Source organism: Bradyrhizobium sp. 142, from assembly GCF_023074015.1.
GTDB lineage: Bacteria > Pseudomonadota > Alphaproteobacteria > Rhizobiales > Xanthobacteraceae > Bradyrhizobium.
Map to the genome: position 1 here is coordinate 1 of NZ_JADPKQ010000306.1, position 15,333 is coordinate 15,333.

The 15,333-nt window shown below is 63.2% G+C and carries 13 protein-coding genes and 1 pseudogene; 10 read left to right on the forward strand and 4 right to left on the reverse strand.

Annotation, left to right across the window (positions count from 1 at the left end):
• From IVA82_RS27525 to IVA82_RS27540, 4 genes and pseudogenes are all read left to right on the forward strand, one after another.
• Positions 1–167, forward strand: a pseudogene (locus IVA82_RS27525) (IS701 family transposase); the annotation flags it as partial.
• Positions 168–554: 387 nt separating this feature from the next.
• Positions 555–764: a cold-shock protein gene (locus tag IVA82_RS27530; RefSeq protein WP_148739912.1), complete on the forward strand. Its 210-nt coding sequence runs from the start codon at positions 555–557 to the stop codon at positions 762–764.
• 94 nt (positions 765–858) lie between these two features.
• Entirely contained in the window at positions 859–1,101 is a 243-nt protein-coding gene (locus IVA82_RS27535) for a transcriptional regulator (RefSeq protein ID WP_247391137.1), read from the forward strand.
• 55 nt (positions 1,102–1,156) lie between these two features.
• Entirely contained in the window at positions 1,157–1,381 is a 225-nt protein-coding gene (locus IVA82_RS27540) for a hypothetical protein (protein ID WP_247391139.1), read from the forward strand.
• A 71-nt stretch (positions 1,382–1,452) separates the two neighbouring features.
• On the opposite strand, the gene IVA82_RS27545 is transcribed toward IVA82_RS27540, so the two are convergent.
• From IVA82_RS27545 to IVA82_RS27560, 4 genes are all read right to left on the reverse strand, one after another.
• Positions 1,453–1,635: a hypothetical protein gene (locus IVA82_RS27545; RefSeq protein WP_247391141.1), complete on the reverse strand. Its 183-nt coding sequence runs from the start codon at positions 1,633–1,635 to the stop codon at positions 1,453–1,455.
• Between the two features lie 600 nt (positions 1,636–2,235).
• Positions 2,236–3,513: a formyl-CoA transferase gene (frc, locus tag IVA82_RS27550; RefSeq protein WP_247391143.1), complete on the reverse strand. Its 1,278-nt coding sequence runs from the start codon at positions 3,511–3,513 to the stop codon at positions 2,236–2,238.
• A gap of 64 nt (positions 3,514–3,577) precedes the next feature.
• Positions 3,578–5,311 carry an oxalyl-CoA decarboxylase gene (gene oxc, locus IVA82_RS27555; protein WP_247391146.1) on the reverse strand — a complete coding sequence of 578 codons (1,734 nt, stop codon included), beginning with the start codon at positions 5,309–5,311 and terminating at the stop codon, positions 3,578–3,580.
• A gap of 75 nt (positions 5,312–5,386) precedes the next feature.
• Positions 5,387–6,082 (reverse strand): GntR family transcriptional regulator, encoded by a 696-nt coding sequence (locus IVA82_RS27560; RefSeq protein ID WP_187435903.1) that lies wholly within the window; start codon positions 6,080–6,082, stop codon positions 5,387–5,389.
• A 341-nt stretch (positions 6,083–6,423) separates the two neighbouring features.
• On the opposite strand from IVA82_RS27560, the gene IVA82_RS27565 reads away from it, so the two are divergent.
• The 6 genes from IVA82_RS27565 (at position 6,424) to hyi (ending at position 15,190) form a co-directional block, all read left to right on the forward strand.
• The gene (locus IVA82_RS27565; RefSeq protein WP_247391148.1) at positions 6,424–8,553 is read left to right on the forward strand and encodes an acetate--CoA ligase family protein; all 2,130 of its coding nucleotides are present in this window, start codon (positions 6,424–6,426) and stop codon (positions 8,551–8,553) included.
• 252 nt (positions 8,554–8,805) lie between these two features.
• Entirely contained in the window at positions 8,806–9,654 is an 849-nt protein-coding gene (locus IVA82_RS27570) for an IclR family transcriptional regulator (RefSeq protein ID WP_247391150.1), read from the forward strand.
• Positions 9,655–9,762: 108 nt separating this feature from the next.
• A complete protein-coding gene (locus tag IVA82_RS27575) occupies positions 9,763–10,563 on the forward strand; it encodes an NYN domain-containing protein (RefSeq protein WP_247391152.1) in 801 nt (266 codons plus the stop codon).
• 85 nt (positions 10,564–10,648) lie between these two features.
• Positions 10,649–12,451, forward strand: a complete 1,803-nt coding sequence (locus tag IVA82_RS27580; RefSeq protein ID WP_247391154.1) for an adenine deaminase C-terminal domain-containing protein — start codon at positions 10,649–10,651, stop codon at positions 12,449–12,451.
• A 150-nt stretch (positions 12,452–12,601) separates the two neighbouring features.
• Positions 12,602–14,392: a glyoxylate carboligase gene (gene gcl / locus IVA82_RS27585; RefSeq protein ID WP_247391156.1), complete on the forward strand. Its 1,791-nt coding sequence runs from the start codon at positions 12,602–12,604 to the stop codon at positions 14,390–14,392.
• 12 nt (positions 14,393–14,404) lie between these two features.
• The gene (gene hyi, locus IVA82_RS27590) at positions 14,405–15,190 is read left to right on the forward strand and encodes a hydroxypyruvate isomerase (RefSeq protein ID WP_247391158.1); all 786 of its coding nucleotides are present in this window, start codon (positions 14,405–14,407) and stop codon (positions 15,188–15,190) included.
• The last annotated feature ends 143 nt before the right edge of the window (positions 15,191–15,333 follow it).

Consider the following 15,333-nt stretch of genomic DNA (forward strand, 5'->3'; position numbering starts at 1 on the left):
ACGAGTTCGGGCTGGATCACAACGAGAGCAGATCCTGGCATGGCTGGCACCGTCATGTGTCCTTGGTGATGCTCGCCTTCGCCATGATGGCCGCGATCCGACATCGCGCTAATCCGCCACCGCCCAAAAAAACCAAACGTCGCCCCCCGGCAAAAGCCAAAGCATAACCACGCCGCCACTGATCCGTTGGTCAATCCAGGAAATCCGCCGCATTGCCATCAGACTTGCTCGAAAGCGTATTCAACCCGCACGCATCATCGCATGGTCTTTCTGGCGCAGAGCTCATCAGGCTGCCGCTCAACGCGCTCATGTCAAATCAAAAAGACAACTGTAATGCTAGGCCTTCTGGGCACGTTCCGGCGACGTCTCGGCCCAATTAAAACCGGGCAAGCCTTGCAAATGACGCTGATGAGGTATACCTTGATGCCGTTCGTTCAGCCGCTGTGCCTTGTTGAATGCGCCTGCGGGCTCCTTTTCCATCGACATCGACGAATTGAATCGAGTTCTGCGTGGGTGTCACGCGGAATGCGCGCATGTGCGCTTTGGAGAAGAAAATGACAACAGGTACTGTGAAGTGGTTTAACGGCCAGAAGGGCTTTGGATTCATTCAGCCCAACGATGGCGGCAACGATGTGTTCGTTCACATCAGCGCGGTCGAGCGGGCTGGTCTGGCGGGCCTCGCCGAGGGTCAGCAGGTCAACTTCGAGGTCAAGACCGACAAGATGCGGGGCAAGGTCAGCGCTGAGAATCTCTCGCTGGCTTGAGTTCCCTGTGCCGTTTCACGGATGTACTGAAACGGCTACGCTGCCCGCTCATTCCCCGGATTGAGCGGGTTTTGTTTGTTACGGAGGGTGAACGATGAGCGCCAGGAAATCGGCAGAACCGTCACCCGAAGGCATCGCACGTTCCAATCGTCAGCGTTTGGCGTCTGAAGAAGGAGCGCGGGCCATGGCGGATGCCGAGAAGCAGGCCGTCGAGGTCCGCAAGAACATGGCGCGGCTTCGGGAGCTGCGCCAAGCCAAGGAAGCGGCCGACGCAACCCTTCAGGCATCGTTGCCGGCGCCCACCCCGACGAAGCGCAAGAAGAAGCTGACGCAATAATTATCTTCAATAGCGCGGACGACAATCTGGCGAGGGGCCGATCACATGCCAAAGAGTGCGGGTCGTGCCTAGGGTCAAGCCGGACGGCGGTGGCACAATCACCTTCTTTCTCGCGCTTGGCGCCGGCCGCCAGATGTGCCGCCTTGCAACCACGTTTCAGACGCAGAAGCAGGCCTTCAGCTACCTTCAGAGATATCGGACGGAGTTCGAGCGCGTCGCGCGGACACGGCTGGCTTCGGGCGAGCTCGAAGACGGAATCGTCGTGCTCTCGATGCTTTAGGTCGAGGTCGGGCGTCGATTTCGGCGCAGCGCCTTCGGCGCGATCCTCAATCGCCCGGATGCAAACCCTTCCTATTCGGAGCGGCTTCCCGATTTGGCCTCGCGGGCCAATCGCTCCGCTTTCAGGCGCTCGCGGTTCTCGTGGAAGGAGCGCTGGTCCTTCGCATAGTCATTCATCGGCTTCTGCGTTTTGGCAGGCTTGAACACCTTGTTGGCTTCACGCTTGGCTCGATCAGAGGATTGATCTCTCAACATTTCGACCTCCATTTGATCAACGAGCGTGGTCCCGGCAAGTGCTGGACGCGACGACGCCTCTCGCTCGCACGCTGATGCAGATCGACTTGTCCCTCGGGGCGACACGGCGGCCACTTCTTCAGCGTTGGCAGGTCTTGTGCGAGGTGCTTGGTCACTCGCCGTGGGGCGGCGCACTCGCATTTCCGAGAGCGTGCCGGTGGAGAGAGTAACGGCCGGCCAGAGTATCTGTTCCTCGGCGCCAGTCTTTAATTGCGGAACCGTAAAGCTGATGGCGGGGATTGGACCTCAGGCTGCGGCTTCCGATGGAAATGAAGTGCTGGCGAGAGCAGGGATAGAGGGTGCGCTCTCAGCGGCGCGCGGCTGCGTCAACGCGCACTCCAATGGCCGCACATTCGCTTTCTCGAGTCATGGCACAATACCCCTGTTTTGCCCGACGCGTCAAAAGTGTTTCGTTAAATACGAAATCCTTCTGCAGCCAAGGGGTTGGCTTCTGTGCATGGGGTTGTTTTTTTTGGTCAAAGCCTGCGGCCGCGCGGCATTCTTACGAAAAAAGGGCCGCCTCGGAGGGCGGCCCTTTTGTCTCACTCGTTGTGGTGTCGCTTACTCCGCGGCCTGCTTCTGCGGCGGATCGAGTGCGCCGGACTTGTGGATCTCGGCGACCTGGTGGTCGCTGAAGCCGAGCACGCTGCGCAGGATTTCGTCGGTGTGCTCGCCGAGCAGCGGCGAGCGCTCCACGTCGCTCGGGGAGTCCGACAGCTTGATCGGGTTGCCGACCGAGATGTACTTGCCGCGGGTGGGGTGATCGACCTCGACCACGGTGCCGGTGGCGCGCAGCGACTGATCTTCGGCGATCTCCTTCATCGACAGGATCGGGCCGCACGGGATGTCGTCCTTGTTGAGGATCTCCATCGCCTCGAACTTGGTCTTCGTCATCGTCCACTGTTCGATGCGGCCGAAGATCTCGTTCAGGCGCGGCAGGCGCGCCGCCGGCTTGGCGTAGTTCGGATCGGTCTTCCAGGTCGGCTCGCCGATCACGTCGCAGATCTTCTCCCAGACCGGAGCCTGGGTGATGAAGTAGATGTAGGCGTTGGGATCGGTCTCCCAGCCCTTGCACTTCAGGATGCGGCCGGGCTGGCCGCCGCCGGAATCGTTGCCGGCGCGCGGCACGGCGTCGCCGAACGGAATGCCTTCGCCGAATTGGCTGTATTCCCTGAGCGGACCGTGGGCGAGACGCTGCTGGTCGCGCAGCTTGACGCGCGCCAGATTCAGCACGCCGTCCTGCATCGCGGCGGTGACGCGCTGGCCCTTGCCCGAATGCGTGCGCTGGTAGAGCGCGGTGACGATGCCGAGCGCGAGATGCAGGCCGGTGCCGCTATCGCCGATCTGCGCGCCGGTGACGAGCGGGAGGCCGTCGCGGAAGCCGGTGGTGGAGGCGGCGCCGCCGGTGCACTGCGCAACGTTCTCATAGACCTTGCAGTCCTCGTAGGGCCCGGGGCCAAAGCCCTTGATCGAGGCGACGATCATCTTCGGGTTGATCGCCTGGATCTTCTCCCAGGGGAAGCCCATGCGGTCGAGCACACCGGGGCCGAAATTCTCCACCAGCACGTCGCACTTCTTGATCAGCTCGGTGAGGACTTCCTTGCCCTTGGGATTCTTGGTGTCGAGAGTGATCGAGCGCTTGTTGTGGTTGAGCATGGTGAAATACAGGCTGTCCACGTTCGGGATGTCCTGCAGCTGCCCGCGGGTGATGTCGCCGACACCGGGCCGCTCCACCTTGATCACGTCGGCGCCGAACCAGGCGAGCAACTGCGTGCAAGTCGGTCCGGACTGGACGTGGGTGAAGTCGAGAATGCGAACGCCCGTGAGCGCTTTGGTCATCATGTTGCTCCGTACTCTGTCTGCCCCTGCTAACCACAGGGAATAAATGGTTGAAGGGGTGGACTTACTTTTTCTTCTGCAAGACGCTCTGCGGATTGAGGTTGCCGATGCGGCCGCTCTCCGAGCCGGCGGCCGGATCGATCACCGCGTTGATGAGCGTCGGCTTGCCCGACGCCATCGCCTCGTTGACGGCGCGCTTGAGCTCGTCCGGCGAGGTCGCGTTCACGCCGACGCCGCCGAAGGCTTCCATCATCTTGTCGTAGCGGGCGCCCTTGACGAACACCGTGGTCGCCGGATCGGCGTTGGCGCTGTTGACGTCGGTGCCGCGATAGATGCCGTCATTGTTGAAGATGACGATGCAGATCGGCAAATTGTAGCGGCAGATGGTCTCGACCTCCATGCCGGAGAAGCCGAAGGCCGAGTCGCCTTCCACCGCGAGCACGGGGTGGCCGGTCTCCAGCGCCGCCGCGATCGCCTGGCCCATGCCGATGCCCATCACGCCCCAGGTGCCGACATCGAGACGCTTGCGCGGCTTGTACATGTCGATGACGCCGCGGGCGAGGTCGAGCGTATTGGCGCCCTCGTTGACGAGGATCGCCTCGGGATGATCCTTGATGACGTTCTTCAGCACGCCGAGTGCGCCGTGATAGTCCATCGGGGACTTGTTGTTCATGAGCTTCGGCGCCATCTTGGCGACGTTCTCTTCGCGCTTGGAGACGATCGCCTTGGTCCATTCGGCCGGCGGCGCGGTCCAGCTCGAGCCCATCGCCTGGTTGAAGGCCGCGACGACCGAGCCGATGTCGCCGACGACGGGCGCGACGATCTCGACGTTGGAGTCCATTTCCCTCGGCTCGATGTCGACCTGGATGAACTTCTTGGGCGCTTCGCCCCAGCTCTTGCCCTTGCCGTGCGACAGCAGCCAGTTCAGCCGCGCCCCGATCAGCAGCACGACGTCGGACTCTTTCAGCACCGTCGAACGAGCCGCGCCGGCGCATTGCGGATGGGTGTCGGCAAGCAGGCCCTTGGCCATGCTCATCGGCAGGAACGGCACGCCGCTCTTCTCGACGAAGTTCTTGATCTCCTCATCGGCCTGAGCGTAGGCCGCGCCCTTGCCGAGGATGATCAGCGGGCGCTTCGCGCTCTTGAGCACGTCGAGCGCGCGCTTCACCGAAGCGGGCGAGGGGATCTGCGCAGGCGCCGCATCGATCACCTTGACCAGCGACTTCCGGCCGGCATCGGCGTTCATCACCTGGCCGAACAGCTTTGCCGGCAGGTCGAGATAGACCCCGCCCGGACGACCCGAGACAGCGGCGCGGATGGCGCGGGCCAGGCCAATGCCGATGTCCTGGGCGTGCAGCACGCGATAGGCCGCCTTGCAGAGCGGCTTTGCAATCGCGAGCTGGTCCATCTCCTCATAGTCGCCCTGCTGGAGGTCGACGATTTCGCGCTCCGAGGAGCCGGAGACCAGGATCATCGGGTAGCAGTTGGTGGTGGCATGCGCGAGCGCGGTGAGACCGTTGAGGAAGCCGGGCGCGGAGACGGTGAGACAGACGCCGGGTTTCTTGGTGAGATAGCCGGCGATGCCCGCCGCGTAACCGGCGTTCTGCTCGTGGCGGAACGAGATCACGCGGATGCCGGCGGCCTGCGCCATGCGGCCCAAATCCGTGATCGGGATGCCCGGCACATTATAGATGGTGTTGATGCCGTTCAGCTTGAGCGCGTCGATGACGAGATGGAAACCATCCGTCAATTCCTGCTCGGTGCCCGGTGCTTCGGACTTGGTCGCGGTATTCAGCATGGGCCTTGTCTCCCTGGTCTCAAGGTGCCGTTTAGGCTTTGGGGGCAAATGAGTTCGCCCTTCTGGTGAAAATTGTTAGCCAAACAGTTCCTGGCCATGCGCTTCGACATAAGCCGCAAGGCCAAGAGTGTGGTCGCGGGCGCGCTTCTCGGCGAGTTCAGTGTCGCGCGCTTCGAGCGCTTCGATGATGCCGAGATGCTCGGGCAGCGAGGTCGCGGTGCGATCCTTTCGCCCAATCGTCAATTGCCGGTAGCCACGCACGTGCAGCAGCAAATCGTTGGTGAGATCGACCAGCACGGGCGATTCCGACAGCGAGATCAGCGCCTGGTGAAAGGCGATATTGGCACGCGAATATTCCTCGACGTGATCCTGCGGCAGGCGGTCCTTCCCAAAGTCCTTGAAGAAATCGCGCAGCGCCGTGATGTCCTTCTTGCGTGCCGTGGTGGTGATCAGGCGTGCCGCCATGCTCTCCAACGCCGCCCAGGCGCGGATCATGTCGACGATCTCGCTCTTGGTCCTGCGCACCACCATGATGCCGCGGCGCGGAACAGTCTTGACGAAACCGTCCTGCTCGAGCATCGCGATCGCCTCGCGGATCGGGGTGCGGCTGACGCCGAGGCGCTCGGACAGCGCGCGCTCGTCGAGCATCACCGGCTCGGGCGTCGAGTAGATGTCCATCTTGAGGATGGCTTCCTTCAAGGCGTCATACGCCTTGTTCTTGAAGCTGCTCTCCGGGGCAATACGAACGATTGCGATGTCTGCCTCGGCCATGTTCGGCAACGCCTTGGTTGGTTTCCGCAGTGACACGACGATTCTCCTCCAGTGGGGAGTCGTCTTTTACAGGAATATTAACTGGAAAGTTTTTGGCATACCACATGCCAGCGTGTCAAGCTGCCTATTTTTTGCAGCGTTCTAGAGGCGTCGCGGCTTGACAAGTTGGCTTCTGGCATACCAAATGCCATCGCCAGCCATTTTTGATCCAAGCCGGCGGAGTAATCTCGGCTTTATGCCACTCCGTTCCGCAGCGCGGAACAAACAAACCTCGGCGAATGACAAGCATGACAGGCAGCCGCACCACGCGCGCAAGAACTGAAGGTCAAGGGAGAAGCCACATGTCCAATTCCAAAGACGTCGTCCGCAAGGTCCTTGACCAGGTCAAGGCGGACAACCGCACCAGCCTGACGGCGCCTGAGGGCAAGCTGGTCTGCGATGCCTACGGCATTCCGGTGCCGAAGGAGAGTGTGGTGAAGTCGGCAGGCGAGGCCGGCAAGGTCGCCTCCTCGATGGGCTTCCCCGTCGTCATGAAGATCGTCTCGCCGGACATTCTCCACAAGACGGAGGCCGGCGGCGTCGTCGTCGGTGTCAAGACGGTGCAGGATGCCGAGAAGGCCTACGAGACCATTCTCTCCAACGCCAAGAAGTACAAGGCCGACGCCAAGATCGAGGGCATCCAGGTGCAGCAGATGCTGGCCGGCGGAACCGAGGTGATCGTTGGCTCGATCACCGACGGCTCGTTCGGCAAGCTGGTCGCCTTCGGACTTGGCGGCGTGCTGGTCGAAGTCCTGAAGGACGTCACCTTCCGCCTTGCGCCCGCGACCAAGGAAGATGCGCTCTCGATGCTCGACGGCATCCAGGCGCATGAGATCCTCAAGGGCGTGCGCGGCAGCGAGCCGGTCAACCGCATGGCGCTGGCCGACATCATCGTCAAGGTCTCCCAGCTCGTTACGGATTTTCCCGAGATCGTCGAGCTCGACCTCAACCCCGTTTTCGCGACGGCGAAGGACGCGACGGCCGCCGACGTGCGCATCGTCGTCGATTTCGCCTACAAGCCCAAGCCGAAGCCGCGCCCGACCGAAGAGATCGTCGCGGCTATGAGCCGCATCATGCAGCCGAAGGCGGTCGCCGTGGTCGGCGCCTCCGCCGAGGACGGCAAGATCGGCAACTCCGTGATGAAGAACCTCATCAACGGCGGCTACAAGGGCGATATCTATCCGATCCATCCGAAGGCCGCCGAGATCCTCGGCTACAAGGCCTATAAGAGCGTCAAGGACGTGCCGGGCGTGATCGATACGGCGGTGTTCGCGATTCCTGCGAAGTTCGTCGCGGCTGCGCTGGTCGAATGCGGCGAGAAGAAAATCCCGGGCGCGGTGCTGATCCCGTCAGGCTTTGCCGAAGCGGGCGCGCCGGAGCTCCAGGCCGAGATCGTCGAGGTCGGCAAGAAGTACGACATCCGCCTGATGGGGCCGAACATCTACGGCTTCTACTATACGCCGGCCAGTCTCTGCGCGACCTTCTGCACCGCTTACGACGTCAAGGGCCACGCGGCATTGTCGTCGCAGTCGGGCGGCATCGGCATGGCCATCATCGGCTTCTCGCGCTCGGCCAAGATGGGCGTCTCCGCGATCGTCGGCCTCGGCAACAAGTCCGACATCGATGAGGACGATCTGCTCGCCTTCTTCGAGCAGGATCCCAACACCAATCTGATCGCGCAGCACTGCGAGGACCTCAAGGACGGCCGCGCCTTTGCCGAAGCCGCAAGGCGCGTCTCCAAGAAGAAGCCTGTGATCGTGCTCAAGGCCGGCCGCACCTCGGCCGGCGCGAAGGCGGCCTCGTCGCACACCGGCGCGCTCGCCGGCAACGACAAGATCTACGAGGATGTCCTGGCGCAATCTGGCGTGATCCGCGCTCGCTCGCTCCGGCAACTGCTCGAATTCGCCCGCGGTGTGCCGGTGCTGCCGACGCCGAAGGGCGAGAACGTGTTGATCATCACCGGCGCCGGTGGTTCGGGCGTGCTGCTGTCGGACTCCGTCGTCGACAACGGCCTGTCGCTGATGTCGATGCCGCCGGATCTCGATGCGGCCTTTCGCAAGTTCATCCCGCCGTTCGGAGCTGCAGGAAATCCTGTGGATATCACCGGCGGCGAGCCGCCGATCACCTACGTCAACACCGTGAAGCTCGGCCTGTCGGATGAGCGCATCCATTCGCTGATCCTCGGCTACTGGCACACCATCGTAACGCCGCCGATGGTGTTCGCCCGCAACATGGTCGAGGTGAAGAAGGAGATGGAGGCAAAGGGCTTCGTGAAGCCGATCGTCGCCTCGCTCGCCGGCGACGTCGAGGTCGAGGAAGCCGCCGAATATCTCTACCAGAACGGCATCCCGGCCTACGCCTATTCGACCGAGCTGCCGGTCGAGGTGTTAGGGGCCAAGTACAAATGGGCGCGCGGGGCAGGGCTGCTCTGAGCGGACGAAAAGGAAATGCCCGCCTCGGAGCAGTCTGGAGCGGCATTCGATCTAACGCATGACGAGTTTGAAATGAATTGCTGTCGTATCGGCGGTGCTAAACCTCTCCCATAGGGAGAGGTCGGCGCGAAGCGCCGGGTGAGGGGTCTGCTCTATCGAGGGACCTGCACCCCTCACCCGAATTGCTGCGCAAATCGACCTCTCCCCGACGGGGAGAGGTGGACGGAGATCGCGGACGAAGGGCAGGTCGCGATGAGCAAGAACGTGATCCGGCGCAAATCGCTCGAGCCCAGGTCGCCCGCCGAGGCCGATCATGAGGCGCGCGACGGCGGCGTGCAGTCGGTCGACCGCGCGCTGTCGATCCTGGAGACGCTGGCCGAGGACGATGAAGGTTATCGCCTCAGCGACCTCGCCGTGCGCACCGGCCTGTCGGCTTCGACCGTGCACCGCCTGCTGGCAACGCTGGAAAGCCGCCGCTTCGTGCAGTTCGACCGCGCCGAATCCAAATGGCATGTCGGCGTGCGCAGTTTTACCGTGGGTGCGAGCTTCGCGCGGCGGCGTAATTTCACGGCGCAGGCGATCCCGTACCTGCGCAAGCTGCGCGATCTCACCCGCGAGACCGCCAATCTCGCGGTCGTCGACGACGAATTCATCATCGTGCTGACCCGCATGGAGAGCCGCGAGATCATGCGCTCGCTGACCAAGGTCGGCGGCCGCGTCCCGATGGTGACGTCAGGCGTCGGCAAGGCGGTGCTCGCGACCTATTCGGACGAGGACGTCGGCGCCATCATCCGCCATCACGGCATGCCGCGGCTGACCGAAAAGTCGATCGTGCGGCCGAGCGATCTGTTCCGGGAGCTTAACGTGATCCGGACGCAGGGTTTTGCGGTGGATGACGAAGAGGCCGAGATGGGCCTGCGCTGCGTCGCCTCCGTCGTCTACAACGCGCTCGCTGAGCCGCTGGCCGCGATCTCAGTGTCCGGCCTGACCAGCCGCGTCACCGACACCCGGCTGCCGGAGATCGGCCGCGTGGTGCGGGATGTGGCGGCGGAATTGACTGCAGCGCTCGGGGGTGTGACGCCGGCGGCGAAACCGGATTGAGCCGAGTTTGCGGCCCATCTTGGCCCGTTGAAAGAAATCAGCTCTGGCGGCAAGGGCCCCGACGTCGGTATATCCGTCCACTGTTGTCGCGTCCTTTTGGGGAATGTCATGCCTTCCGAGCTCCGTTCGCCCCGCCTTGCCGTCCTGATCGATGCCGACAATGCCTCCGCGAAGATCGCGGATGGATTGTTCGAGGAGATTGCCAAGATCGGCGAGGCCAGCGTTCGCCGCATCTACGGCGATTTCTCCCATACGCGATCCAGGGCGTGGGCCGACATCCTGTCGAAGCACGCCATTATTCCGCAGCAGCAGTTCGCCTATACGACGGGGAAGAATGCCTCCGACATCACTCTGGTGATCGACGCCATGGACCTGCTTCACAGCGGCCGGTTCGACGGCTTTTGCCTGGTTTCCTCCGATAGCGACTTTACGCGTCTCGCTGCCCGCATCCGGGAGCAGGGCGTCGATGTCTTTGGCTTTGGCGAACACAAGACGCCGGAAAGTTTTCGGCAGGCCTGCCGAAGGTTCGTCTACACGGAGAATCTGCTTGCCGCTCCGGCGAACACCCAGGACGCTGCCTTAAGGTCGACATCGCTCCAGCCGCCCGAAGCCGCGACGCCCATCATCAAGAAGGTCATCACCCAGATGGAGAGTGAGGACGGCTGGGTGACGCTCGGGGAGGTCGGGCGGCAGCTTGCCAACCTGGCATCCGATTTCGATCCGAGGACCTTCGGCTTCCGCAAGCTGAGCGACCTCGTGCGAAAGACCAATTCCTTCGAGATTGACGAGCCGAAGGGCAGGTCGATGCGGATACGGGTCAAACCCACTGTCGCACCACCGCCGAGACGGCGGAACTCGCGCAGACCCGCAAAGTCGGCATCGGCAGCCGGTTCGCCGCCTAAGGCGTAAGCAGGACGTGCCGTTATATTTGAGCTTGCCCGGTTGGGTGCAGGGCGTAACCATCGCTGGGCCGTAACGCCACGCGAGGGTTCTGATGACCAGACTTACCCGCTTCACCGTCGCCCCGCTGCATTCGATGACCCGGCGTCTGGCCGATGTCGCCTCCGCGCGGCTCGCGCCAGACCTCGTTGTCACAGGTGCGCGGGTGCTCTCGACCTATTCGGAGCGCCTTCATCCCGGGCGCGAAGTCTGGATCACGGGCGGGCGGATCGCTGCGGCGAAGCCGGCCGGCGCGGCCAAGAAGGTGTGGAGCGACGTTGCGGTTTACGACGCGGCCGGAGGCATCATCGCGCCGGGGTTGGTCGATCCGCACCTCCACATCGAATCCTCGATGGTGACGGCCTGCGCCTATGCCGAGGCCGCGCTCCTCAACGGCACTACCACGATCTTCTGCGACAGCCACGAGATCGGCAACGTCATGGACGTGGCCGGCGTCGAGGCAATGCTGGAGGATGCGCGCGAGGCGCCGCTCTCGATTTTCCTGACCGTGCCGAGCACGGTGCCGGCCACCTCGGCCGAACTGGAAACTGCCGGCGGCGATCTCACGCCGGACAAGATCGCCGGCCTGTTCGACCGCTGGCCCGAAGCCGTGGCGCTCGGCGAGAAAATGGATTTTGTGCCGGTGGCGATGGGCGATGAGCGCAGCCACGCGATCCTAGCCGCCGCGTTGAAGCGCGGACGGCCGGTGTCCGGTCATGTTTACGGCCGCGAATTCGTCGCCGCCTATGCGGCGTCCGGCGTCACCGACACCCATGAGGCGATCGACCGCGACATCGCCGACGATTTGCTCGATGCCGGCGTCTGGGTTTTTCTGCGCGGCGGTCCGCCAACCACGCCGTGGCACTCGCTGCCGCAGGCGATCCGCACCATCACCGAGCTTGGCGCCTCGCATAAGCGCACCGCAGTGTGCACCGACGATCGCGATGCCGACGATCTCCTACTGTTCGGCCTGGACTGGGTGGTGCGCGAGGCCGTCAAGGCCGGGATGTCACCCGAGCAAGCCTGGTCGATGGGCTCGCTGCATGGCGCGACGCGCTTCAACCTGGACAGCGATATCGGCGGGCTCGGCGGCGGCCGCCGCGCCGATCTGGTGCTGATGGACGACGATCTGAAGCCGCAATGCACCTGGTATGGCGGCGAGCTGGTGGTCGAGCACGGCAAGATCACGCGACGGCTCGACCAGGCCCTGTCGCAGCGCTATCAATATCCAAAGGCGGCGTATGCGACCGTCAAGTTGCCGGAAAAGCTGAAGCTGACGCCGGAGCTGCCGGCCAAGGCCTGCACCGTCAACGCGATCAAGACCGCGCTGCCCGGCATCACGCTGATCCACGAGAAGATCAGAATCGAACCCACGAGAGACTGGCCCAGCCTGTTCGCGCGCTACGGGCTGTGCTTCGTCTCGGTGGTCGAGCGCCACGGCAAATCGGCTGGCAACGTCGCTTACGGCCTGCTGAAGGACTTCGGCCTGAAGCGCGGTGCGGTCGCCTCCAGCGTCGGGCACGACAGTCACAACATCATCGTCGCCGGAACCAACGAGCCCGATATGCAGGTGGCGATCGCCGCCATCAAGGAGCATCAGGGCGCCGTCTGCGTCGTCGCCGGCGGCAAGGTGAGGGCGCTGGTGCCGCTGCCGATCGCGGGGCTGCTCTCCGACAAGCGCGTCACGGAGGTGGCCGAGCAGGTCAAGGTGCTGAAGACCGAATGGGCGGAGGCCGGCTGCACCATCCCCTACATGGGCTTCAATCTGATTCCGCTATCGGTCATTCCGGAAATTCGCATCACCGACAAGGGCCTGGTGCTGGTGCCGCAGATGGAGCTGGCGCCGCTGTTCGAGTGATCGCTTTCACGCGCCACTCAATCTAACTGATTGAGAGATCCACTATTTTTCCACGGCTGCCGCATCGTGGAAAATAAAATCGATCTCGTTGAGCCTAAGGCTCGCGCGCCTGATGATCTCGCTCGCTGACGCAACCAAGCGAGGTCCGATATGGCGAAAATGCGAGCTGTCGATGCAGCCGTCCGTATTCTGGAGAAGGAGGGCATCTCCACGGCCTTCGGCGTTCCCGGAGCCGCGATCAATCCGCTTTACTCGGCGCTGAAGAAGCGCGGCTCGATCCGCCACATCCTGGCGCGCCATGTCGAGGGTGCCTCGCACATGGCGGAAGGCTATACCCGGGCCAAGGCGGGCAATATCGGCGTCTGCATCGGTACGTCGGGGCCCGCCGGCACCGACATGATCACCGGGCTCTATTCGGCGATCGCCGATTCCATTCCGATCCTGTGCATCACCGGCCAGGCTCCGCGGGCGCGGCTCTACAAGGAAGATTTCCAGGCCGTCGATATCGAGTCGATCGCAAAGCCCGTGACCAAATGGGCGGTCACTGTGCGCGAGCCAGCATTGGTGCCGCGCGTGTTTAGCCAGGCTTTTCACGTGATGCGTTCGGGCCGGCCGGGGCCGGTTCTGATCGACATGCCGCTCGACGTGCAGCTCGCCGAGATCGAGTTCGACGACGAAACCTATGAGCCGCTGGCGGTCTACAAGCCGGCTGCGAGCCGCAAGCAGGTCGAGAAGGCGCTGGAGATGCTCAACGCCGCCGAGCGGCCGCTGATCGTGGCGGGCGGCGGCATCATCAACGCCGATGCCTCGGATCTGCTGGTCGAATTCGCCGAGATCGCCAACGTGCCTGTGGTGCCGACCCTGATGGGGTGGGGCGCGATTCCGGACGACCACGTGCTGATGGCCGGCATGGTCGGTCTTCAGACCAGTCATCGTTACGGCAATGCCACGATGCTCGAATCCGATTTCGTGCTCGGCATCGGCAACCGCTGGGCCAACCGCCACACCGGCTCGGTCGAGACCTACACCAAGGGTCGCACCTTCGTGCATGTCGACATCGAGCCGACCCAGATCGGGCGCGTATTCAATCCCGATCTCGGCATCGTCTCGGACGCCAAGGCCGCGCTCGAACTGTTCGTCACCGTCGCCAGGGAGTGGCGGCGGGCGGGCAGGTTGCGCGAGCGCCAGGCATGGCCCGCGGCGTGCCGCGATCGCAAGCGCTCGATGCTGCGCAAGAGCCATTTCGACAACGTTCCGATCAAGCCGCAGCGCGTCTATGAAGAGATGACCAAGGCCTTTGGCCGCGACACGTGCTATGTCACCGTGATCGGCCTGTCGCAGATCGCCGGCGCGCAATTCCTGGGCGTCTATCGCCCACGCAACTGGATCAATGCGGGGCAGGCGGGACCGCTGGGCTGGACGCTGCCGGCCGCGCTCGGCGTGCGCGCGGCATGCCCCGATCGGGACATCGTCGCGCTGTCGGGCGACTACGACTTCCAGTTCCTGATCGAGGAGCTCGCGGTCGGGGCGCAGTTCAATCTGCCCTACATCCACGTTGTTGTGAACAATTCCTATCTCGGCCTGATCCGCCAGGCCCAGCGCGGCTTCGACATGGACTATCACGTTCAGCTCTCGTTTGAGAACATCAACGCACCGGAGCTCGGCGGCTATGGCGTCGATCACGTTGCGGTCGCCGAGGGACTCGGTTGCAAGGCGATCCGCGTCACCGATCCCAAGGACTCGCAGGCGGCATTCGCGACCGCGCGCGAGCTGATGGCGAAGCACCGCGTGCCCGTGGTGGTCGAGTTCATCCTCGAACGCGTCACCAACATCGCGATGGGAACGGAGATCGACAACGTCGTCGAATTCGAGGAGGTGCTGGATCTGCCGCTCGACGAGGTCGCAGCCACGCGACCCGGCGTGCTTCAGCCGGCGGAATAGGGAGACCGCATCATGCCGAAATTCGCCGCCAATCTCACCATGCTCTTTAACGAGATACCGTTTCTCGACCGCTTCGCTGCGGCCAAGGCCGCAGGCTTCAGCGGGGTCGAGTATCTCTTTCCCTATGATTTCGACAAGGCGCAGCTGCGCGAGCAGCTGGAATCTCACGGTCTGACGCAGGTGCTGCATAATCTGCCCGCCGGCAATTGGGCGGCGGGCGAGCGCGGCATCGCGATCCTGCCCGATCGTGTCGCCGAATTTCGCGATGGCGTGTTCCGCGCGATCGACTATGCCAAGGCGCTGGATTGCGAGCAGCTCAACTGCCTGGTCGGCATCGCGCCTGATGATGCCGATCCACGCGAGCTTCAGGAGACGCTGGTCGGGAATTTGCGCTTTGCGGCTTCGACCCTGGCGCGGGAGAAAATCAAGCTGCTGGTTGAGCCGATCAACACGCTCGACATTCCCGGCTTCTACCTGAGCGGCACCGAACAGGCGGTGCAGCTGGTCTCCGAGATACGCTCGAACAACCTCTTTATCCAGTACGACATCTATCATATGCAGATCATGGAGGGCGATCTCGCCCGTACCATGCAGGAATATCTGCCTCAGATCGCCCACGTCCAGCTCGCCGACAATCCGGGCAGGCATGAGCCCGGTACCGGCGAGATCAACTATCCCTTCCTGTTCCGCCATCTCGACGCGATCGGCTATCGCGGCTGGATCGGCTGCGAATACAAGCCGCGCACCACGACGCTGGAAGGCCTGTCCTGGCACGCGGCGCAGACCTTCGAGACGTAGTGAACTTTAGCCACGCTCGCGGTGCGCTCCCTCTCCCGCTTGCGGCAGGGCTGTCCCGGGAATGATTCACTATGCCGCAGCGCATGCCCGGCAAATCCAGCGTGAACCGGATACTTTCTGGTTGTCGAGACACAGAAAAGGGC

Coding starts and splice junctions, on each gene's coding strand:
- gcl (WP_247391156.1), top strand. CDS start 12,602: ATGGCGAAAATGCGAGCTGTCGATGCAGCCGTCCGTATTCTGGAGAAG.
- IVA82_RS27535 (WP_247391137.1), top strand. CDS start 859: ATGAGCGCCAGGAAATCGGCAGAACCGTCACCCGAAGGCATCGCACGT.
- IVA82_RS27565 (WP_247391148.1), top strand. CDS start 6,424: ATGTCCAATTCCAAAGACGTCGTCCGCAAGGTCCTTGACCAGGTCAAG.
- IVA82_RS27575 (WP_247391152.1), top strand. CDS start 9,763: ATGCCTTCCGAGCTCCGTTCGCCCCGCCTTGCCGTCCTGATCGATGCC.
- oxc (WP_247391146.1), bottom strand. CDS start 5,311: ATGCTGAATACCGCGACCAAGTCCGAAGCACCGGGCACCGAGCAGGAA.
- frc (WP_247391143.1), bottom strand. CDS start 3,513: ATGACCAAAGCGCTCACGGGCGTTCGCATTCTCGACTTCACCCACGTC.
- IVA82_RS27545 (WP_247391141.1), bottom strand. CDS start 1,635: ATGTTGAGAGATCAATCCTCTGATCGAGCCAAGCGTGAAGCCAACAAG.
- hyi (WP_247391158.1), top strand. CDS start 14,405: ATGCCGAAATTCGCCGCCAATCTCACCATGCTCTTTAACGAGATACCG.
- IVA82_RS27570 (WP_247391150.1), top strand. CDS start 8,806: ATGAGCAAGAACGTGATCCGGCGCAAATCGCTCGAGCCCAGGTCGCCC.
- IVA82_RS27530 (WP_148739912.1), top strand. CDS start 555: ATGACAACAGGTACTGTGAAGTGGTTTAACGGCCAGAAGGGCTTTGGA.
- IVA82_RS27560 (WP_187435903.1), bottom strand. CDS start 6,082: ATGGCCGAGGCAGACATCGCAATCGTTCGTATTGCCCCGGAGAGCAGC.
- IVA82_RS27580 (WP_247391154.1), top strand. CDS start 10,649: ATGACCAGACTTACCCGCTTCACCGTCGCCCCGCTGCATTCGATGACC.